The sequence below is a fragment of the Fictibacillus sp. 26RED30 genome, assembly GCF_015903845.1.
Lineage (GTDB): Bacteria > Bacillota > Bacilli > Bacillales > Fictibacillaceae > Fictibacillus > Fictibacillus phosphorivorans.
On record NZ_JACZDV010000005.1, the window covers coordinates 50,003 to 69,539 of the forward strand.

Annotated in this window: 23 protein-coding genes; 6 read left to right on the top strand and 17 right to left on the bottom strand. The window is 38.7% G+C overall.

Going from position 1 to position 19,537, the window contains the following annotated elements; translation table 11 throughout:
- Positions 1–59 precede the first annotated feature (59 nt).
- A complete protein-coding gene (locus IHV11_RS19265; RefSeq protein WP_197195951.1) occupies positions 60–443 on the bottom strand; it encodes an OsmC family protein in 384 nt (127 codons plus the stop codon).
- A gap of 91 nt (positions 444–534) precedes the next feature.
- Between IHV11_RS19265 and IHV11_RS19270 the strand changes: the two genes are divergently transcribed.
- Both IHV11_RS19270 and IHV11_RS19275 read left to right on the top strand, forming a co-directional pair.
- Positions 535–1,713, top strand: coding sequence for an MFS transporter (locus IHV11_RS19270; protein ID WP_231620414.1), 1,179 nt, complete (start codon positions 535–537; stop codon positions 1,711–1,713).
- Between the two features lie 123 nt (positions 1,714–1,836).
- Positions 1,837–2,286 (top strand): redoxin domain-containing protein, encoded by a 450-nt coding sequence (locus IHV11_RS19275; protein ID WP_197195970.1) that lies wholly within the window; start codon positions 1,837–1,839, stop codon positions 2,284–2,286.
- 69 nt (positions 2,287–2,355) lie between these two features.
- Here the strand turns inward: IHV11_RS19275 and IHV11_RS19280 are convergent, their stop codons facing one another.
- Together IHV11_RS19280 and IHV11_RS19285 are read right to left on the bottom strand one after the other, a co-directional pair.
- Complete coding sequence (locus tag IHV11_RS19280) at positions 2,356–2,802, bottom strand: VanZ family protein (RefSeq protein ID WP_197192108.1); 447 nt, start codon at positions 2,800–2,802, stop codon at positions 2,356–2,358.
- Positions 2,803–3,180: 378 nt separating this feature from the next.
- A complete protein-coding gene (locus tag IHV11_RS19285; RefSeq protein ID WP_231620415.1) occupies positions 3,181–4,056 on the bottom strand; it encodes a YihY/virulence factor BrkB family protein in 876 nt (291 codons plus the stop codon).
- A gap of 161 nt (positions 4,057–4,217) precedes the next feature.
- Between IHV11_RS19285 and IHV11_RS19290 the strand changes: the two genes are divergently transcribed.
- On the top strand, positions 4,218–4,472 hold the full coding sequence (locus IHV11_RS19290) for a GlsB/YeaQ/YmgE family stress response membrane protein (protein ID WP_066391095.1): 255 nt from the start codon (positions 4,218–4,220) through the stop codon (positions 4,470–4,472).
- A gap of 205 nt (positions 4,473–4,677) precedes the next feature.
- Here the strand turns inward: IHV11_RS19290 and IHV11_RS19295 are convergent, their stop codons facing one another.
- The 7 genes from IHV11_RS19295 to IHV11_RS19325 all read right to left on the bottom strand — a co-directional run bounded on the left by IHV11_RS19295 (position 4,678) and on the right by IHV11_RS19325 (position 10,909).
- The gene (locus tag IHV11_RS19295; protein WP_197195953.1) at positions 4,678–5,103 is read right to left on the bottom strand and encodes a GNAT family N-acetyltransferase; all 426 of its coding nucleotides are present in this window, start codon (positions 5,101–5,103) and stop codon (positions 4,678–4,680) included.
- 15 nt (positions 5,104–5,118) lie between these two features.
- On the bottom strand, positions 5,119–5,589 hold the full coding sequence (locus IHV11_RS19300; protein ID WP_197195954.1) for a low molecular weight protein-tyrosine-phosphatase: 471 nt from the start codon (positions 5,587–5,589) through the stop codon (positions 5,119–5,121).
- Between the two features lie 232 nt (positions 5,590–5,821).
- Entirely contained in the window at positions 5,822–6,529 is a 708-nt protein-coding gene (locus tag IHV11_RS19305; RefSeq protein WP_197195955.1) for an ABC transporter ATP-binding protein, read from the bottom strand.
- Positions 6,530–6,540: 11 nt separating this feature from the next.
- A complete protein-coding gene (locus IHV11_RS19310; protein ID WP_197195956.1) occupies positions 6,541–7,317 on the bottom strand; it encodes an ABC transporter ATP-binding protein in 777 nt (258 codons plus the stop codon).
- Positions 7,318–7,331: 14 nt separating this feature from the next.
- A complete protein-coding gene (locus tag IHV11_RS19315; RefSeq protein WP_197192104.1) occupies positions 7,332–8,621 on the bottom strand; it encodes a branched-chain amino acid ABC transporter permease in 1,290 nt (429 codons plus the stop codon).
- Positions 8,622–8,631: 10 nt separating this feature from the next.
- Positions 8,632–9,618: a branched-chain amino acid ABC transporter permease gene (locus IHV11_RS19320; protein WP_197192103.1), complete on the bottom strand. Its 987-nt coding sequence runs from the start codon at positions 9,616–9,618 to the stop codon at positions 8,632–8,634.
- A 91-nt stretch (positions 9,619–9,709) separates the two neighbouring features.
- Entirely contained in the window at positions 9,710–10,909 is a 1,200-nt protein-coding gene (locus tag IHV11_RS19325; protein WP_197195957.1) for a branched-chain amino acid ABC transporter substrate-binding protein, read from the bottom strand.
- A gap of 359 nt (positions 10,910–11,268) precedes the next feature.
- On the opposite strand from IHV11_RS19325, the gene IHV11_RS19330 reads away from it, so the two are divergent.
- Both IHV11_RS19330 and IHV11_RS19335 read left to right on the top strand, forming a co-directional pair.
- Positions 11,269–11,472: a helix-turn-helix transcriptional regulator gene (locus IHV11_RS19330; RefSeq protein WP_197133967.1), complete on the top strand. Its 204-nt coding sequence runs from the start codon at positions 11,269–11,271 to the stop codon at positions 11,470–11,472.
- Positions 11,473–11,474: 2 nt separating this feature from the next.
- Positions 11,475–11,900 carry a hypothetical protein gene (locus tag IHV11_RS19335; RefSeq protein ID WP_197195958.1) on the top strand — a complete coding sequence of 142 codons (426 nt, stop codon included), beginning with the start codon at positions 11,475–11,477 and terminating at the stop codon, positions 11,898–11,900.
- Between the two features lie 218 nt (positions 11,901–12,118).
- On the opposite strand, the gene IHV11_RS19340 is transcribed toward IHV11_RS19335, so the two are convergent.
- The 7 genes from IHV11_RS19340 to IHV11_RS19375 all read right to left on the bottom strand — a co-directional run bounded on the left by IHV11_RS19340 (position 12,119) and on the right by IHV11_RS19375 (position 18,577).
- Complete coding sequence (locus IHV11_RS19340) at positions 12,119–12,520, bottom strand: secondary thiamine-phosphate synthase enzyme YjbQ (RefSeq protein ID WP_197195959.1); 402 nt, start codon at positions 12,518–12,520, stop codon at positions 12,119–12,121.
- Between the two features lie 127 nt (positions 12,521–12,647).
- Positions 12,648–13,709: a ribosome small subunit-dependent GTPase A gene (gene rsgA / locus IHV11_RS19345; RefSeq protein WP_197195960.1), complete on the bottom strand. Its 1,062-nt coding sequence runs from the start codon at positions 13,707–13,709 to the stop codon at positions 12,648–12,650.
- A 588-nt stretch (positions 13,710–14,297) separates the two neighbouring features.
- Positions 14,298–15,353 (bottom strand): SDR family oxidoreductase, encoded by a 1,056-nt coding sequence (locus tag IHV11_RS19350; protein WP_197195961.1) that lies wholly within the window; start codon positions 15,351–15,353, stop codon positions 14,298–14,300.
- A 130-nt stretch (positions 15,354–15,483) separates the two neighbouring features.
- A complete protein-coding gene (locus tag IHV11_RS19355; protein ID WP_197195962.1) occupies positions 15,484–15,657 on the bottom strand; it encodes a hypothetical protein in 174 nt (57 codons plus the stop codon).
- 2 nt (positions 15,658–15,659) lie between these two features.
- Complete coding sequence (locus IHV11_RS19360) at positions 15,660–16,127, bottom strand: redoxin domain-containing protein (protein ID WP_231620416.1); 468 nt, start codon at positions 16,125–16,127, stop codon at positions 15,660–15,662.
- A 250-nt stretch (positions 16,128–16,377) separates the two neighbouring features.
- Positions 16,378–17,670, bottom strand: a complete 1,293-nt coding sequence (locus IHV11_RS19370; protein ID WP_197195963.1) for a hypothetical protein — start codon at positions 17,668–17,670, stop codon at positions 16,378–16,380.
- 58 nt (positions 17,671–17,728) lie between these two features.
- The gene (locus tag IHV11_RS19375) at positions 17,729–18,577 is read right to left on the bottom strand and encodes a hypothetical protein (protein ID WP_197195964.1); all 849 of its coding nucleotides are present in this window, start codon (positions 18,575–18,577) and stop codon (positions 17,729–17,731) included.
- A 211-nt stretch (positions 18,578–18,788) separates the two neighbouring features.
- Here IHV11_RS19375 and IHV11_RS19380 point away from each other — a divergent pair, with 211 nt between their 5' ends.
- Positions 18,789–19,520, top strand: a complete 732-nt coding sequence (locus IHV11_RS19380) for a Bax inhibitor-1/YccA family protein (RefSeq protein ID WP_197195965.1) — start codon at positions 18,789–18,791, stop codon at positions 19,518–19,520.
- The last annotated feature ends 17 nt before the right edge of the window (positions 19,521–19,537 follow it).

Here is a 19,537-nt window from a genome sequence, read left to right on the forward strand (position 1 = left end):
TTCGTACGGGTATTGTTGGAAATAAAAAAACCTGATTCTCTAAAGAACCAGGGTATTATTCAAGCTTGAATGGTGAAACTTTCGGTGATTTTTATACTATCTTTAACGGACTGGACCATGGAGCAATTTTTTCGCGTTACATGTAATGCTTTTTCAACCTTTTCCTCAGACAAATTATTACCTTTAATTAAAAAGTGAAGATGAATTTCAGATACTCTGTTTGCCTCTTTTTCCACTCTCGTCTCTTTAGCTTGAACAGTAATATCTTCATAAGGCATTCTCATCCGCTCTAGTACTTTACGTAGAACTCCACCACTGCATACGGCGATAGATGAAACGAGCAGTTGAAACGGTCGATAACCATACTCCGCGTTCCCGCTTATTTCGAGTGTTCCGAAATCTACCTCGGTTTCAAAACCATTTTCAGTCATCTTAAATTCCAAATTTACACACCTCTAATCTTGAACTTTACACTCAACTTTTTATGATTTCCATTGTACAATGGTTTTAGTTTGTTTTGAAAAGGAGATGCTCATGCAGCTTTCTACGTATAAATTCTCAGTTTTAGTCAGCATTGTTTTTATTTCAGGTTTCGCTCAAGGCATGCTGCTTCCTTTAATTGCAGTCATTTTTGAACAGGACGGTACATCCGCTTCCTTAAATGGTTTTCATGCAACAGCTCTTTATATAGGGATCTTGATCGCTTCTCCATTTATTGAGAAGCCTCTTAGAAGGTTTGGGTATAAACCACTCATATTAGCTGGTCTGTTAGCTGTCGTACTCTGTTTTGCAATGTTTCCCGTCTGGAAAGTATTTTGGTTTTGGTTTGTACTAAGACTGTTGATCGGTATTGGAGATCATATGCTGCATTTCTCTACGCAAACTTGGATCACGACAAGTAGCCCTGAAAACAAGAGAGGCAGAAATATCTCTATATATGGGATTGCGTTCGGAGCAGGATTTGGAATCGGACCTCTTATGACGAAGATGTTAGAAGTGAACGAAAACCTTCCTTTTTGGCTTGCTGCAGGTCTTTGTTTTCTTTCTTTTCTTCTTATGACATCGATACGCAACGAAAGACCTGAAACAGAATCTGCTCGTACTTCTGGCATTACTGCCATCGATCGCTATAAAGATGTACTGAAATTAGCATGGGTATCTTTGTTGCCGCCATTTGGTTACGGCTTTTTAGAAGCGACTCTTCACGGCTCTTTTCCCGTATTTGCACTTCGCAACGGGATAAGCTTAGATTGGGTAGCGCTTCTGCTGCCAGCCTTCGTGTTAGGCAGCCTTGTTTTCCAGCTGCCACTTGGAATTCTCAGTGATAAATTGGGGCGAAAACCAATTCTCATCTTTTCTTTCGTCTCCGGCTTCTTCTCGTTTTTGGCAACATATTGGAGCATGAATAACTTTTGGCTTCTTATCAGTTTGTTCTTTTTATCTGGAATGTTTGTCGGATCGATGTTCTCTCTAGGGATCGCGTATATGAGTGATCTACTTCCTAAATATCACCTTCCAGCAGGTAATATCTTAGCAGGCATCAGCTTTAGCATTGGCAGCATGTCTGGTCCTATGATCGGCGGAAGCTTCATAAGCTGGTTCGATGGCGGTGCTTTTGTATTTGCCATCTGCGGTATGTTATTTGTACTCTGCTTACCGATTCTTTTTATTAAAAATAAACATGAGATCGCGCTTAAGTCTAAAACAGCTTAAAAATAATATTTTTCTTTTTACATCATATTAGTAAAGCAGGAATTTTGACTTTAATTGTTCAATCTTTAAACTAGAAATTAGATAACTTAACTATCTTCAAAACAAGGAGTAGATATTTTTATGATGAGATTACGTTCGGATATGCCAGAACTCAGTGGTGCTACACAATGGATTAATGGAGAAGTTTCTAAAAGTGACTTGATTGGAAACAAACCAACGCTTATTCATTTTTGGTCTGTAAGCTGCGGATTATGTAAGGATGCAATGCCTAACATTAATCAATTCCGCGATGACTATAAAGACGAACTGAACGTTATAGCGGTTCATATGCCTCGTTCAGAAAAAGATTTGGATATCGATCAAATTAAAGAAGTAGCAGCAGAACACGATATTACACAGCCCATCTTCGTTGATAACGACCACGCTCTAACAGACGCGTTTGAAAATGAATACGTACCTGCTTATTATGTTTTTGATGCAGAAGGAAAGCTACGTCATTACCAAGCTGGTGGGGACGGTATGAAGATGCTAACAAAGCGTGTTAACCGTGTACTAGGAAAAGAAACAAAGTAAGTATACTAAAACCGGACAGCTATAATCGCTGTCCGGTTTCTTTTATCTTATAAAATTCTTGCTTTAGATTTATTTTAGCAATCGTTCAATCCAACGAAAGAGCACCGCTAAGAACTTATATAAAAACAGTCCTAGCATCGCACCGATACCGTTAAGAAATATATCATCAATATCGAATATTCGTTTGAAATACTCATATTGAAGAACCTCTATAATAAAGCTTGTACCAAAACCAAAAATGAAAATAAAACGCCATGAGTTAAACACTCGGTAAATTAAAGGCAGCAACAAACCAAATGGTACAAACAAAATAACATTTCCTATTATGTTCTTCAGAATGAGCCAATCATCATCGCTTCTCCACATCAGCCTTATACTGTCAAACAAAACGAGATTAGCTGATCTTCCATAAACGTACTCATTAAATGAGAAAAGAGTGGCTTTAATCAAAACTGCCATGTACACGATAAAAAGAAGTGTACCTAAAATGCTAAAGATGAATCTTACTTTTTTCATACTGCCTTTTCTCCTGCCTTTTTTAAAGAAATTCCCATAAGTGCCTTTTTAGTGTAACACGCAAAGCTCTTAAGGAGATACAGGTAAAAGACACAAACTTTCTCCCATTACCTATACACATTTCGCATAGTTCATTCAAAACATGTACTTCTTATGTACTTTTTCATTGCCGATTCTAAACAAATAAAAAAGCCGCCCTGCTAAGAGGACAGCTTCATACTTGTTCGTGTTCGATTAATGAAAGTCATTCTTTTTGTTAGAAGACTTACTCGTCTTATGCTGACTATCATTTTTGTTGTTCTTATTGTTGTGGGTCTGTTTATTGCTTTTTCCCATATCAATAATACCTCCTTAACGACAAGGTATGTATAGTTTTTCCTAGGATTCAGCCTTTAACAAGCCCCTTTTCTTGGCAAAATCAATCTTAAACTTATGGAATGTGGCATTAAGGACTCCACCTGATAAAAGTACGATACCTGTAAGATAAAACCAAAGCATAAGAACAATAATCGCTCCAATACTTCCATAGGTAGCTGTATAATTCCCAAAATGATCCACATAAAATGCGAAACCGAACGAAACGATCTGCCAAAAGAATGTAGCAACAAGTGAACCGTACCAGATCTCACTATATTTCAGCTTTTTGCATGGAGCTAAATAATAGAGAACAGATACAACTGTCGAGATGATAAGAAAACTAATCAACCACCGTAACACTCCCCAGATTTGCAGGAACTCATCACTCAACCCTAAATAAGAAAACGCTGCGTTCCCAATCATCTTTCCGAATACAGGAAAAACAAGTGCAACTACAAAAGCAAAAATAACACCAAACGTTAAGAAAATAGCCAACAACCTTGTTTTAATGAAACTACGGCATTCTTTAACTCCGTATGCTTCATTTAACGTCTTAATTACTGCATTGATCGCATTAGAAGCTGACCATATCGTAGCTAGAATTCCAATAGATAAGAGACCACCGCTTCTGCCTTCTAATACAGCAAGTAAATTCTCCCGAACAGAATCCATCGCCTCTGTTGGTACAAAATGCTCTAACAGATCGAGCGCTTCTTTCGGTTCTATAAAAAAGGCACCGAGCGTTAATAAGAAGATAAGAAAAGGGAACAGGGAAAGCAGAAAATAATAAGCAAGCTGTGCTGCAAGTCCTGTAACATCTCCTCTTTGAAAACCATGCATGAATTCGATTCCAAATGCTTTGGCTTTCATATGTTTGAGTATATGCCATAACGTCAAAGTTTCTCTCACCCCTTACTTATTTTTATACATTTCCCTTTATCTTTCCCCTTACTTAGGGTGATAAAAACTTTTTTCAGGATAAGTTTATAATTTTTTATAATGGGTAACTTAAGAATAATTCCATATTACAACCTACAAAAAAAAAGGAGGAATTTTACATGAGTTTATTATGGGCACTTATAATTGGAGGAATCATCGGTTGGTTAGCAGGTCTTTTAACAGGGCGTGACGTACCAGGCGGAATCATCGGTAACATCATCGCAGGTTTTGTTGGTGCATGGTTAGGTGGATTATTGTTAGGTGATTGGGGACCAATGGTAGCAGGATTTGCAATCGTTCCAGCTATTATCGGTGCAGTTGTAGTAGTACTTATCGTAAGCTGGATCATGCGCAGTATGCGTAGCCGTGCTTAATAAGATTTACTAAAACATAACCCATTTACAAGAGAAAAGCTGGCTAAGGTTCGATCATAACATGATCTTCCTTGGCCAGCTTTTTACTTTGCTACAATAGTTATGCAATGCATTTAGGTTGCATAAGGTTTCCCGTTCGTTTAGTCGAGATTATAGCACTGATTAATGCTCTTCCGTCAATATTTATAATCGATGCTCAGCTACTTTAAAATCTCTTTTTAAACACATAGCTCGGCATCTCATAATTCATCTTTTCTGTATAAAAACGGTGAGCGTCTTTACGGTCCACATTTGAACTCAGTGCAACACAATTACAGTTATTTTGAAGTGCAAAGGACTCCAAAAATGCAAGAAGTTCCTCACCATATCCTTTTGATCTTTCGTTTGAATCAGTGATTAGATCGTATAAATAAATATGCTTGCCGTCGTAAAGGTTTGTCAGCATCGCAAAACCAGCCACAGCAACAATTTTTCCTTCATGAACATTGGCGAATAACGTATAACCTTCTTTCTCCATCTGCAAAAATAATTCATAGAAAAGGTCTTCTGAAAGATGTGTACGAAGCTGATTCATAACCGGAAAAGCATCACGTACTTCTTGTTCTGATGATAATTGACGAATTTCACCCATCCGATATCCTCCTGATTATAACGATTCTCTATTTTTTATTTCTATTAGAAGTCTCTCACAGCCGATTGTCACAAGATCATATACTTCTTGAAAATTACCAGTAAAGTACGGATCAGGAACATCCTCTTTTTCAACTTCAGGTACAAAGTCCATTAGTCTTGCGATCATACCTGTTTGAGTTTGCCCCGCCATCCTATGCATGTTACCGATATTCTCAGCGTCCATCCCGATGATATAATCGTAATCTGTTAAATCTTTTGTCTTCACTTGCCGTGCTTTTTGGCCATCATAGGATATTTGGTTTTCTTTCAAGATGTTCCTTGTTCCCTCATGCGGCGGTTCACCTGCATGCCAGTTTCCTGTTCCAGCAGAATCAATCGAAATGATTTCAGATAATCCTTCTCGTTTTACAAGATCTCGAAAAATTGCCTCCGCCATAGGAGATCGACATATGTTTCCCAAGCATACAAAGAGTACTTTAATCATGAATCATACCCCTTTCGTCTTCCTTTTAAAGGTATAACAATTTCATCCAATAATAAAGAGGAAATATACATAAAAAGAAAACCGAGCTTCTACCAACCCGGTTTCATTTGTTCTGTAAACTATGCTGTTGAATTTACAATAGATTGTTTCGAAAAGTTGCTTGCCCTCGGAACACGAGCATCTGGAACGCAAATCAACTGCTTACAAAGCATCGTTTGCTATAACCGTCTAGTTAAGCCAGATAAGCCTCTCGAACAGACTCATTTGTAATGAGCTCATTCCCTTGACCAGCCATCACGATCTCTCCAGTCTGAAGCACATACCCTCGATTGGCGATTTGCAGAGCCTGAAATGCGTTTTGTTCAACGAGAAGAATCGTCATTCCTTCTTTATTGAGATCACTTATAATATCAAAAATTTGTTCTACAATAACAGGGGCTAATCCCATTGAAGGTTCATCAAGCAACAATAGACGCGGCTTTGACATAAGGGCACGACCCATGGCGAGCATCTGCTGCTCACCGCCACTCATCGTACCTCCTTTTTGGGTTAAACGTTCTCTCAACCTTGGAAAATAGTCGAAGACCTGTTCCATTCGTTCCTTAATGACTTTTTTGTCTTTTACGATAAAAGCACCCATCTCTAAATTCTCTTTTACCGAAAGTCTTGGAAATATCCTTCTTCCTTCAGGAACGTGGGCAATACCCGTTTGAGCAGTAATGTGCGCAGGTTGTTTAGAGATATCCTTTCCTTCATAGATAACAGAACCTGTTTTCGGCAGAACCTGTCCGCTGATCGTCTTTAATGTTGTGGATTTCCCTGCACCGTTCGATCCGATTAATGTAACGATTTCCCCTTTTTCTACAGAAATGCTGATACCTTTTAGCGCATGAATACCACCGTAATATGTGTTAATTTCTTTTAATTGCAGAATACTCATCGTTCTCCTCCTTACGCTGGTGTTACGGCACTTTTTCCAAGATAAGCTTCAATCACTTTTACATCATTACGGATTTCAGCAGGCTTTCCTTCAGCGATCTTTTCACCATGATCCAATACAAAGATCTGTTCAGATATCTCCATGACTAGCTTCATATCGTGTTCGATCAAAACGATTGTTACGTCTAGGTCCTCTCTCATACGATGGATAAACTCCGTTAACTCACGCGTTTCTCTCGGGTTCATCCCTGCTGCTGGTTCATCTAGCAGCAAGAGTTTAGGTTTTGTAGCCAGTGCACGCGCGATCTCTAGCCTGCGCTGAGCTCCATAAGATAGATTCTGAGCATCTTCGTTCAGATGCTTGGCTAGGCCGACATATTCAAGCCAATGGTAAGCCTCTTCTTTTGCCTGCTGTTCTTCTTCTCTTACCTTTTTTGTTTGAAACAGAGTACCAACGATTCCCGCTTTCAACTGTTTATGCAACCCTACCATTACATTCTCGAGAACGGTAATGTTTGAAAAAAGACGAATGTTTTGGAACGTACGAGCAATTCCATGCCGGGAAATTTCGTGTGGCTTCAACCCAACTAAAGAAGTCGGTCCGAGTTGCACATTCCCATTATCCGGCTGGTATACCCCTGTGATTAGGTTAAAAAAGGTAGTCTTCCCTGCTCCGTTCGGTCCGATCACAGCTGTTATCGAACCTTTTTCCACTGTCATATCAACTGAATTTACAGCAACCAGTCCGCCAAACTGTTTCGTAAGATTACTAACTGTTAGAATCGACATCTTTATACCGCCTCCTATGCCTGAAACCCTTTGTCAGGTTCAACCGTAATCTGTTCTTTTCTGTGCTTTTTAGACCCCTCTTTAAGAGACTCTTCATCAAACACAGGATTTTTAGATGGTATCAACCCTTGAGGGCGATAGATGGCAAATATGATTAAAATCGCTCCAAAGATAAATCGTTGCATTTTTGCTGGAGCAAGTGCTTCTGGAAAGCTGATCACACCGTCAAGACTCAATTGATTTAAGTAATTTGTAACCTCTGTTAGCACCTGTAGATTTAGTATGGTAATCACCGCTGCACCAAGGATTACACCTGGTACACTTCCCATGCCTCCTAAGATAACCATTACTAGGATGGTGATAGATTCTAGTAGTGTAAAACTTGTAGGGTCAACGAATGTTTGTTTCGCTGCAAATACAACTCCCATCATTCCTGAAAAAGAAGCCCCGATTGCAAATGCTAAAAGCTTTGTACGCACAAGGTGGATACCCATTGATTGTGCAGCGATCTCGTTCTCTCTAACCGCTTTCCATGAGCGGCCAATTTTTGAGAACTCGAATCTTCTAACAGCTAGAATGACAAGAAACAAGATACCAAGAACGATATAGTAGAATTGGTTTGGATATACAAACTGATAACCGAAGATCTCTGGAGGTTTAACAGATGCTAATCCCATTGCTCCATTCGTGATATTCACAGGTTTATCTAGATTATTAAACACAATTCTAATGATCTCACCGAAACCAAGCGTAACGATCGCTAAGTAGTCTCCTTTTACACGAAGTACAGGGATACCTAATAAGACACCGAAAAGTGCAGCTACAAAGCAGCCTATTAAAATAAAGATCCAAAAGCTCTCCCCCGATAACGGGAACGTTCCGAATGGCATAAAGTTAGCAGCTTGTCCTGTTGCAAAGATTCCATACGTATATGCCCCGATCGCAAAGAAGGCTACGAACCCGAGGTCTAGTAAACCTGCTAAACCAACTACAATATTAAGTCCTAATGCCATCGCTACATAGATACCGACAACTGTAGCGACTTCCATATACGATTGATAACCCGGTCCGGTGCTCGATACAAAAGGTATTACACCGATAAGGACGACGCCTGCGATCAACCATTTTAGCCGGTCTGGCAACTCTGTATAGTACAGAAGCAACAATGAGAACAACAGCAAGAGAAAAGCTGTTACAGATGCTTGAGCAAGATATAGGCTCAACGAGGTAATCAGTACATAAAGGACGAGCAGAATAATTTGTGCTAGCTTGTTGCCTTTTAGTTTACTTGTCAGCTTATTCATCGCTCTTCACCTACACTTTCTCAGTAACTGCTTTGCCGAACAGTCCTTCTGGTTTGAAAATTAATACGACAATTAGAATGGCGAACGCGAATACATCTTTATACTCTGCGCCGAAGATCCCACCCGTTAAGAGCTGCAGATTGGCAGCTGCGAACATCTCTAAAATCCCTAACATTAATCCTCCAGCCATAGCACCGCGTATATTTCCGATGCCTCCAAGAACAGCAGCTGTAAATGCTTTTAATCCTAGAATAAAGCCAATGTACGGATCAATCGTTCCATATTGCACAGCAAATAGAACACCTGTTGCTCCACCTAGAGCTGATCCGATAAAAAAGGTCAACGAGATTACTTTGTTCACATTGATAGACATAAGGGAAGCTGTTTCACGATCTTGAGCTACTGCTCTCATCGCCATGCCCCACTTCGTTTTATTAACGAAAAAGTCCAGGCCGATCATCATGATCACTACTGCAATGATTAAGATCAATGTAGATGTTTTAAAGAAAGCATCACTAAACGAAGATGAGATGCTAGAAAATTTTATGGAAAATTGCTCATTAAACATAGATGGACCTGTTAAGATATAATTTCCTCTTTTGTATTCCGTAATAAAACGTACGAGATCTTGCAGCAGGAAAGATACACCGATCGCCGAGATCAACGTGATCAGTTTAGGCGAATTCCTGAGTGGTCTGTACGCCATCCGCTCTATCCCAACACCCATGAAACCGGTCAGGATCGACGTAACGACCAACACAAGAATTAAAGCAAGAATGGCAGGCATTGCCGCTAGCCAGCCCATGCCTGTCATGAGAATCAGCATCGCAACTCCGATAAAAGCACCTGTCATAAAAATTTCACCGTGGGCGAAATTGATGAGCTCTAAAATCCCATAAACCATCGTATAACCAAGTGCAATAACTGCGTATATCGCACCAAGAGCAATACCATCTACAAGTACTTGAGGCAGACTTTGTAAAATTTCAGCTAACATAAATATTCCTCTCTTTCACGTCTGGGGAGTGTATGTAAAAAAGAAGAGGGACATGGCCGTTAGGGTCATTCCCTCTCTTGTAAACATAAGTTTACTTACTGATTTCGCCTTCTTGAACGCCTGGATATTTAGCTTCACTGAACTTGTAGATGTATACTTTTGCAAACTTGTTGTCTCCGATATCATCGAAACCAACCTTCGTAACAACACCTTGGAAATCTTGAATCTTACGAATTTCTTCTGCTACTTTCTCACGTGCCGGAACGTCTCCGTCACTTCCTTCGATCGCTGCCTCTAATCCTTTTAATAGTACGCTCATAGAATCATAGCCATAAGCTGAATAAGACTCTACGTTTTTGTTGAACTTCTCTTTGTATTTAGAAGAGAAATCTTTGCCTTCTGTTGATTTGCTCGCATCAGCTGCTACAGAAGTATAATAAACGTCTTTTACAGAATCTCCTGCGATCTCAACTAGAGTAGAGGAATCCATACCATCTCCGCCCATGAATGGAATCTTAATTCCTTTGTCACGAGCTTGTCTTATCAACTGACCGCCTTCTGTGTATAATCCACCAAAGAAAACTAAATCAGGTTTCTTTGATAATACTTGTGTGAGTACACCGTTAAAGTCTTTCTCACCAACGGTAATTCCTTCGTAACCAAGAATTTCTGCTCCAGCTTCTTCAGCTGCCTCCTTAAATGCATCGGCAAGCCCTGTTCCGTAAGCTGTTTTGTCTTGGATAACGAAGATCTTTTTTGCTCCTAATTTATTGATCGCAAAGTCTGCACCTGCAGGACCTTGGAAATCATCACGTGCTACGATACGGTTCACTGTTTTAAGTCCTCGGTCCGTTACCTCTGTCGCAGTATTTGCTGGAGATACCATCGGGACTTTATATTTTTCATAAACTTCAGATGAAGGGATGGATACGCCTGAATTCAAGTGACCTACTACCCCAAGGATCGATTTATCTGACCCAATCAGCTGTGCATTTGCTACACCTTTTTTAGGATCTGCTTGATCATCATACGGCTGAAGCTGGAGCTTGTACCCTAAGTCTTCAAACTTCTTCTTGTTTTCTTCCAACGCCAGTTGCGCACCAAGCTTAATAGATTCCCCAAGTGTTGCACTACCGCCAGACAAAGGAGTTTGCGTTGCAATCTTGATTACTTTTCCGCTTCCTCCCCCTCCATTGCTTCCTTCTGAGCCACCAGAAGAATTACAACCTGCCAAAAGTCCTAGTGATAATGCGGAAACCGCTAATACTTTTAACCCTCTCTTAATCCCCACCTAAAATCCCCCTTATTTGAATATTATGATAATTTCCACTATTTAAAAAAATAGTACATGAAGAAAAGGGATTAGACAACTAAATTTTTGGAAAAATAGAATTTTTATGTTAAATTTAAAAGTTTTCCCTATTATTCAACATATTTCTTTTTCATTCGATGCCTAGAACTTTAGTAGGAAATAAAAAAGGTTCACTGTTATATCCTTTAAATTAAAGACTTTGCCATTTCTACTGTTTCTTCACAAAAACTGACGAGGCAGAATAATTAAAAAAGGACTTTCACGGTGTACATGTAATATATATATTGAATAATGCAATATATATGTTACGATTTATTTGTAAGGAGGGATTATATCATTTGGAAAACAAAGTTAAGATAGCTCGTATACAGGTTGATTTAACGCAACAACAGTTAGCTGAAAGAATAGGTGTTACTCGGCAAACAATTAGCTTGATAGAAAAAGGAAAATATAATCCAACATTAAAGTTGTGTCTAGATATTTGCTATGCAGTTAATAAAACATTAGATGAAGTATTTTGGATAGAAAGGAAGAGTGATTAAAAATGAACAAAATAACAGATGAACGTTTAGTATTACAGAATTTAAAAAACATCCGCATTGCGTATATTGTTCAAACAGTTGGTATTCTTGGAATTTTAGGATATGACTTTGTTACAAAAGGGTTAGATGGAATGAGAGAAAATCCCCTATGGCTTGTATTTATATTAACCACAGCTATTTCCGCTTATTTATCAATGAGTATTAGTGCAGACCACGAAAGCAATAAAATTAACCCCAAAAAGAGTCTAAGTATTTCATTGGTTGTGATTGTTTTCATTTCAACTGTTATCGGATTTTTTGTATCTCTTACTGATGGTTTTGATATAATTGATGGAGTAATTATGGGTGGAATTTTATTTATTTGCGGCTTTATTCCAATAGTCTATATCTATAGTCTAAGGAAAAAAAGACAAGATGCCGATGAATAGAACTTTTCACTAACAAGGGCTTTACTTGAATGACAGAAATAAAACAAGATGAAAAACGCTTGAAGAAATCTTCAAGCGTTTTTTTGTGCTACATTAACTGTAAATTGTATCGCTATCTCTATTGCTTTTTGTAATTGAAATAGGACTGTTCATTTTAATTTTCTTCACATTAACTGAACTACTTAGTTATATCAGTGAACCTTCTTTTATGGATATATTTATTTGTTCAAAATCTTCACATGATACTTTCGTGTCCGTGGACCATCAAACTCACAAAAGTAAATCCCTTGCCAAGTCCCTAAGAGAAGCTTGCCGTTTTGAATAAACACAACTTGCGAAGAACCAACAGTACTTGCTTTAAGATGTGAAGCGGAGTTGCCTTCAGCATGGCGATACTTCGGGTGTTCCCACGGATATATCTCATCCAGTCGCATAAGCATATCATGAACAACATCCGGATCTGCATTCTCGTTAATTGTTATTCCTGCTGTCGTATGCGGACAATATATGTACATCACACCATCGTTTACACGCTGCTCTTCTAGATAAGCCTCCAATGTACTCGTAATCTCATACATCTCATCTCTTTGATGCGTTTGTATCGTAAATACATGTGCCATCTTATCCCTCCTCAATCTTCTTATTTTGATGTTTCCCTATGAAAATCCTTTTTAAAAGTTAATCTATCAGTATCAATAGGCAAAAAAAGAGAGGAGTGGCCATAAAACCATTCCTCTTGCATTTCAATTATTTACGATGAACGCGCGTACGGTCACCAGCGAGTTTTTTCCACTTTGCTCTTTCGGCATTCGCTAACTTCTGATCTTCTTTGCGAGCGAAGTACGCTAATTCACGTTGAAGTTTTACATAACTGTTATAGCGGTCTTCTTTTAACTCACCTGTTTCAATCGCTTCTTGCACTTTGCACCCTGGTTCATTTTGATGGGTACAATCACGAAAACGGCATTGCTCCGCATATCCTTCAACATCCTGAAAGCTTTGGCTTAAACTGTTGTCGCCTTCCCACAATTGAAGCTCTCTCATTCCCGGAGTATCGATTAAGATTCCACCACTTTCAAGAACAAGCAGTTCACGATGTGTGGTCGTATGTTTTCCTTTTCCATCTTCTTCACGAATAACGTTTGTTTTCAATACCTCTGAGCCGAAAAGTTTGTTTGCAAGCGTCGATTTCCCAACACCGGATGAACCTAATAGAGCAACGGTTTCACCCTCTGTAATATATGCTGCAAGCTCATCAAGACCCGAACCAGTTTCTGCACTAACTGCAAATGTAGGAACACCAAACGCAATGGTTTCCACTTCATCTAAGAACTTTTGAACTTCATCACAAAGATCCGCCTTGCTTAAAACGATAACAGGAGTCGCACCGCTTTCCCAAGCCATTAACAAATAGCGTTCAAGTCTACGAAGGTTGAAGTCCTGATTTAGAGCATTCACTAAAAAGACTGTATCTACGTTTGTCGCGACAATCTGTTCATCTGTTGTTAAGCCTGCTGCTTTTCGAGAAAACTTACTCTTGCGGGGCAGTATGCCGTGAACGTAAGCTTTTCCTTCATGCGGAATAGCCTGAACAGCGACCCAATCTCCAACAGCCGGAAAATCATGACGCCCTGCTGCATTAAAGCGAATCTTCCCTGTGATCTCACCTAGTAATTCACCATGCTCCGTTAGAACACTATATAGCCCTTTATGTTCTACACTAATTCTTCCTGGAACAAGATCTTGATTTTCATATGTTTTAAACGATTCTTCAAATGTTTGATTCCAACCTAGTGATTTTAAATTCAATGTAATACCCTCCGAATAAATGTTGTCATTTTTTATAAAACTTTTCCTAATATAATGTTGTCCTAGTATGTGGTTGATTTCCGTTCCAGGTGCTCGCTTTCCGGGGGGCGTGCGGTGAGCCACCTCGACGCTATGCGCCCTTAGGTGTCTCACCTGTCCCGCTGATCCCCCAGGAGTCTCCCACCTTACACTCCAATCACCTTTTCAAAGGAGAAAAAGGAACAAAAATTACTTCTTAGAAACAATGATTTTAGTTAAAAGTCTTTCTTGCAAAATAAAAAGAACCTAAATATACATACTTAGGTTCTTTACGGAAAGAAAGGTACACAAATACCCCTCTTCATATAAAAAACCATGGCACTGTTGTACAGCCCATGGTTAAATGACAAATTTAAGCGAAGAAATTACACGCAAATAAACTACTAGCGGTTCTTCATTGTCCCAATAGGCTGTACATAAATTACACTCTCTGAAGTCATTCCATTAAGTTGTCTCATGATACATACCTCCTTGGGTTTCATTAAGAATTAGTTACTTTACATATACACTATAGCAGGATATGCATAAATTGTAAATAGATGCATATTTTTATTTTTGAACAGAAGCATTCTGATACCCTTCAATGATTCGTTTGATCATAGGCATATCCATATGAAGGGGTGCAGCTTCTATTTCTTCTAGCATTTGTTGAGTGTTGCTGTCATCAAACGTAATGTTTCTGTTCAAGTAGTTTTTATAAACGTCAATCACGCTGTTGAGAAGCTTTTCTTCTTCATTTAAAGAAGGCTCGTAATCATAAGGAGCAAGCTTAAAGAGTTCGAGTCCTGCTTTTTCCCTCATAATCTGAAAAACATCTGCACTAAGCGGAGGATTGCTATTTGTAATATGGTAGATCTTATTTTCTCTTCCCTTTTTGAGAACACCCGATAAAATATCTGCTACATAATCAACAGGAACAAGATTCTGCGTACTTCCCTCTTCACACAATAAGTGGAATACACGATCACCCAAACCTTTTCTTTGAAATCTCTTCTTAAAGACTTCAAGGCTACGGAGTAATCCGTACAGGGTAAACTTAGAATCTGCTTCTCCTGTTTTAGAGTCACCAATAATAATCGCCGGTCTTAAGATACTTACGTTAAAACGATCTGCAAACTCCATACATAGATGTTCAGCTTTACACTTACTTTCTTCATATGGATTGTTGAATGTATTGTTCAAACTGTGCAAATCTTCTTTAGCAGATTCGTCTTTGCCAAGAGTATATGCTGTGCTCACATAATAAAAATGCGCAACACCCATTTTCTTTGCAGCAAGTAGTGCATGTTGTGTACCTGTATAATTTATTTGAAAAAGTTCATCTTTAAGGTCCAAGTCAAATTTCACAAGAGCTGCCATATGATAAAACACATCAATTTTATCTGAAAGTTCTTGCTCCGCTTCCTTCGTCATTCCCAAGTGAGGAGCGGTGATATCACCTTGAATGATATGAATAACGCCGTTCAAATCAGCTGTCTTGTGAAGAAGCTGTTCAGCTTTTTGTAAGTTTCGCGCTAACACATAAAGTGTATGACCTTCACGCGCCAAGTTTTGAATTAAGCGACCACCTAAAAAACCAGTTGCTCCGGTTAAAAATATATTCATTCAGCTGTTCCTTCCTATTCCTATATCAGCATACTTCTGCTTATATAGTACCACAACATTACTTGTATGTTGCCGGTTTCAAGAGATATGCTAAATAAAGCCCAAAAATAAAAGCTGCTAAAAAGCAGCTTTATTTTTCATCATCAGGTTTAGCAATATTAACAGCGGGCATCTCACTATTCATATAATCAGTGGGATGGCCATCAGTTTGTTTTTTCTCGTCATAAAAATAAGCGTTGATCTCTTGTTCTGCATGAGCAGTAGGATCTTCAATGGGTTTATGATTCTTGAGTTCCTTGTCCACAGTTACTCTCCTTTTCCGCATGATTCACAAGCTTTAAATACTTCTTCATACTGAAGTTTTTCATTCGCATCAAACGTATGGTTGCTGAATTGAACAATGCCTTCTTGATCGATAACAAAACATGATCGAATGGCAGTTCCATTCTCTTCGTTAAGAACGCCGAACTTCTGTGTTACTTTTTTATGCCAATCGGCTAAAAGAGGGTAAGGCAAGGTTCCTAAAGCTGCCGCAAAGACATTGTGTGAGTATATGTGATCAACACTGATAGCGAGCACTTCTGTATTTGCATCTTCAAAGCGTTTATAATCCTCTTTCCAAGAGGTAATTTCCTTAATTCAACCAGGTGTGAAATCTAGTGGATAAAAAGCCACAAGGACATTTTTCTTCCCTTTATAATCTGATAACGAAATATCTTTTTTTAATGTGGATGGTAACGTAAAATCAGGTGCAACATCACCTTTTTGTAGCAACTATCCCACCTCCTTGCGTCTTTAAGAATATACTTCCCCGAACATATAAAAGAAAACGTTGGAATATATAGTCATTGTAAGGTGATGTGATGTCTAAAAGCTGAAGACTTATAAATACCTAACCAAGACTTATAAATTTTTTTGAGGACGTATAAAAAAGTTTGGAGACTTATAAATTTTTCCGAAGACTTATAAAAGAATATTTCAGTACAAAAAAGCCAGGGACCGCGTACCCCTGACTTCATTTTTACTATTTTGTTTCAGTTTCTACTATGATTTCAATTGTTTCTTCTTCAGTTGCAGTAACTTCAACAACTTCTGAAGCATCTTCTTCTAAAACATCTTCAACTGCTAAAATTGCCGCGTTAATTGCTGCATGTAACTTTGCATTTTCAGAAGCTTGCTCAGCTGCAAATGAACGAATTTTGTTCAAAAGAGCAGAAACTTCTTCTTCAGTTGCCGGTGCTTCTTCCGTTACTTCTTCTGTTGCTTCAGCATGTACAGCAGCGTTTGGTGCAGCATGCAATTTTGCGTTTTCATTTGAATGCTGGAATGCATTAGAGTTGATTTTATTTTGAAGAGATTTGTTTTCTTTTACTTCTGTTTCTTCTTCAACAACTTCTTCAGTTGCAGGAGTTTCTTCCTTTACTTCCTCTTCAGTCGTAGTCTCTTCAGTTGCTGGCGCTTCTTCAGTTACTTCAGCATCAGCATGTACAGCAGCACTTGGTGCAGCATGTAATTTCGCATTTTCACTTGAACGCTGGAATGCATTATAGTTGATTTTATTTTGAAGAGATTTGTTTTCTTTTACTTCTTCTTCATCTTCAGAATCTTCGTCGTTAGAATCTTCGTCCTCTTTTACTGCATCATCGTCAGCAATAACATCTGTTTTCTCTTCTTCTTTGACTGGGTTATCTTCATTTTCCTCTTGAACTGCTTGATCTTCAGAGTCTTCGTCGTCTTCTTTCACTGCATTTTCGTCAGTATCAACTTCAAGATCCTCTTTGCGAGTAGCATCCTCATCTTCAGTCACTGTATCTTCTGTTTTGCCTTCTTCAGTATCTGTTTCAGGGATTTCAACTTCAATTACTTCTTCCTCAACAGGCACCACTACTTCTGCTGGCTCTTCAGTTACAGGCTCTGTTACAACTGGCTCTTCTGTTTTAGTCGGTACAGCATGAACCGCTGAGTTTGGAGCAGCGTGTTTCTTTGCATTTTCACTTGCATGTTCAGTAGCTTGAGAATGACTCTTATCTTTTGCAGGTTTTTCAGCTTTTTCTGGCTTAATAGTGGCTTTCTCAGGTTTGGCTGGCTTTTCAACCTTTACTGGCTTTTGAATCTTTACAGTAACTTTAGCTGGTTTTTCAAACTTTTCATCCTTAGCTTGTACGTTACCTTGAGATCCTTTTGCACTTTGAGCTGCGATAGCCTTTTTTGATTGGTGCCCAGCTGCTTCAGCAGCACCTGTACCTACAACAGCTGCAAGAGTTAATGTTCCAGCAAATACGATAGATTTTACAAATGTACGGTTGACTTTTTTCATTTTAATTTCGCTCCTTAAATTTTCAGATAGTTGGTTTCATCACAATCTTCTTGAAAAATTAAAGAGCGCTTTCCGGTGGTCTTCCTGGCGGTGCATTCACCCATTGACTTCTTAAGAGGTCCATTCTGCCAAAATACACAGAAACCTTTTCCCCATCTCCAAAGATAATCGGCAACATTAAGCTAGCTTTAAAGTTAGCAAATGAGGTTCCGGCCCCACCATCCGTATGGTTTGTTGATGAGGAAGATCCTTGTCCTGTTGTTGCAGGAATTACCTTTGAAACAAGGTGTGTTGGTACTTTTGAAGACTCCTTATCTGATAAAGGAGAAAAATTCTCTTCCATCGGTGGTTGACTAACATTCTCTTTTAATGGAGCAGAGTTCTTTTTAAGTACCTTTACCGATTCTTTTATTGAAGCGGATTTGTTTACCAATGTTTTTCTATGTATAGCACTTGATGATTCAGGCTTTTTTAAATCAGAACGCTCTGCCTGATTCAGTTTTTCAGTCTGCTTCATCGGGACAAGTTCTTTAGTTTGTCGTTTAGGATCTGATTTTTTTACCCCGCTTCGGTAGTTTGCATGTTGAGAACTTTTCTGTTTAGAAATCGGAACTTGCTTGGGCAGCTTTGTTTCAGATCGTTTTACAGAATCCTTGGATTGAGGTTTATTCAACTCCGCTTTATCCTTACTTTCAGTCGGATTTGTTTTCAACGCTGTTCCTACAGGTTTAGTTGCTTGCAAAGGAACACGATCTGTCACTTTGGCTTGCTGTACGATTTGCTGATTGTTTCGCTCAGCATTTTGATTCCGTTTCTCCACATCTTCTTTCTCTGCAAAAACCTCTGCAGGAATAAAAAGGACGGCACCCGCGATAAACCCCTGCATAATGAGGTTTGATATACGCATACATTCACCTCCCTTCTTTCAACTATATAATACTTCCATATCGTTAAATTTTTGTCGGTCTTTGTCTAAAATAGTCAATATTCCCTAATTCTTTTTTATTCATTAGGAAATACCCTTATAATGATTGATAATGTAACCAATTATTATAATGCATGAAACTTTGATGTTGCTTGCACGTACTTTTAAGTATGGAAAGAAGGAGTGATTTTACTTGAGAAGTGCGAATCCTGCTTTAAAAGGCTCCACTTTTGATAAGTTCAGGGGGACGTCTTTTAGCAAGAAAATGACTTTATCAGGAACAGTAAACAAAACGTTTATTCTTCTGCTTATCTTAATGGCATCTGCAATATTTACTTGGTATCAATACAACTTAGGTAACCCCGTCGGTCATTTTATCGTGATTGGTTTGGTCGGAGGCTTAGTCACGGCATTAATCGTTGCATTTGTTCCTAAAACAGCACCATTACTTGCACCGGTATATGCTGCACTGGAAGGTCTAGCAGTTGGGGGAATATCAGCAAACTTCGAGGCTCAATTCAATGGCATTACATTGCAAGCTGTTGCTTTAACATTTGGAACGTTGTTCGCCTTACTGCTCGCATATATGTTTAGGATCATAAAAGTGACTCACAATTTCCGATTGATTGTTTTCTCAGCGACTATGGGAATCATGCTTGTTTATCTTACAAGCTTTATCTTAGGTTTTTTCGGAATAAGCGTACCTTATCTACACAGCACAGGTCCGATTGGGATTGGAATTTCCCTATTTATCGTAGTGATTGCTGCACTTAATTTAGTTTTGGATTTTGATTTTATTGAATATGGAGCAGATCGTGGGGCGCCTAAATACATGGAATGGTACGGTGCCTTCGGACTTATGGTTACGTTAATCTGGCTGTACTTTGAAATTTTACATCTGCTTGCTAAATTAAGAAGAAACTAAAAAAGAGAAGCCGACAA

What these genes read in the sequence shown, in the direction of transcription:
- IHV11_RS19270 (WP_231620414.1), top strand. Translation starts at nt 535, where the DNA reads ATGCAGCTTTCTACGTATAAATTCTCAGTTTTAGTCAGCATTGTTTTT.
- IHV11_RS19275 (WP_197195970.1), top strand. Translation starts at nt 1,837, where the DNA reads ATGAGATTACGTTCGGATATGCCAGAACTCAGTGGTGCTACACAATGG.
- IHV11_RS19280 (WP_197192108.1), bottom strand. Translation starts at nt 2,802, where the DNA reads ATGAAAAAAGTAAGATTCATCTTTAGCATTTTAGGTACACTTCTTTTT.
- IHV11_RS19290 (WP_066391095.1), top strand. Translation starts at nt 4,218, where the DNA reads ATGAGTTTATTATGGGCACTTATAATTGGAGGAATCATCGGTTGGTTA.
- IHV11_RS19295 (WP_197195953.1), bottom strand. Translation starts at nt 5,103, where the DNA reads ATGGGTGAAATTCGTCAATTATCATCAGAACAAGAAGTACGTGATGCT.
- IHV11_RS19300 (WP_197195954.1), bottom strand. Translation starts at nt 5,589, where the DNA reads ATGATTAAAGTACTCTTTGTATGCTTGGGAAACATATGTCGATCTCCT.
- IHV11_RS19305 (WP_197195955.1), bottom strand. Translation starts at nt 6,529, where the DNA reads ATGAGTATTCTGCAATTAAAAGAAATTAACACATATTACGGTGGTATT.
- IHV11_RS19310 (WP_197195956.1), bottom strand. Translation starts at nt 7,317, where the DNA reads ATGTCGATTCTAACAGTTAGTAATCTTACGAAACAGTTTGGCGGACTG.
- IHV11_RS19315 (WP_197192104.1), bottom strand. Translation starts at nt 8,621, where the DNA reads ATGAATAAGCTGACAAGTAAACTAAAAGGCAACAAGCTAGCACAAATT.
- IHV11_RS19320 (WP_197192103.1), bottom strand. Translation starts at nt 9,618, where the DNA reads ATGTTAGCTGAAATTTTACAAAGTCTGCCTCAAGTACTTGTAGATGGT.
- IHV11_RS19335 (WP_197195958.1), top strand. Translation starts at nt 11,475, where the DNA reads ATGAACAAAATAACAGATGAACGTTTAGTATTACAGAATTTAAAAAAC.
- IHV11_RS19340 (WP_197195959.1), bottom strand. Translation starts at nt 12,520, where the DNA reads ATGGCACATGTATTTACGATACAAACGCATCAAAGAGATGAGATGTAT.
- IHV11_RS19350 (WP_197195961.1), bottom strand. Translation starts at nt 15,353, where the DNA reads ATGAATATATTTTTAACCGGAGCAACTGGTTTTTTAGGTGGTCGCTTA.
- IHV11_RS19370 (WP_197195963.1), bottom strand. Translation starts at nt 17,670, where the DNA reads ATGAAAAAAGTCAACCGTACATTTGTAAAATCTATCGTATTTGCTGGA.
- IHV11_RS19375 (WP_197195964.1), bottom strand. Translation starts at nt 18,577, where the DNA reads ATGCGTATATCAAACCTCATTATGCAGGGGTTTATCGCGGGTGCCGTC.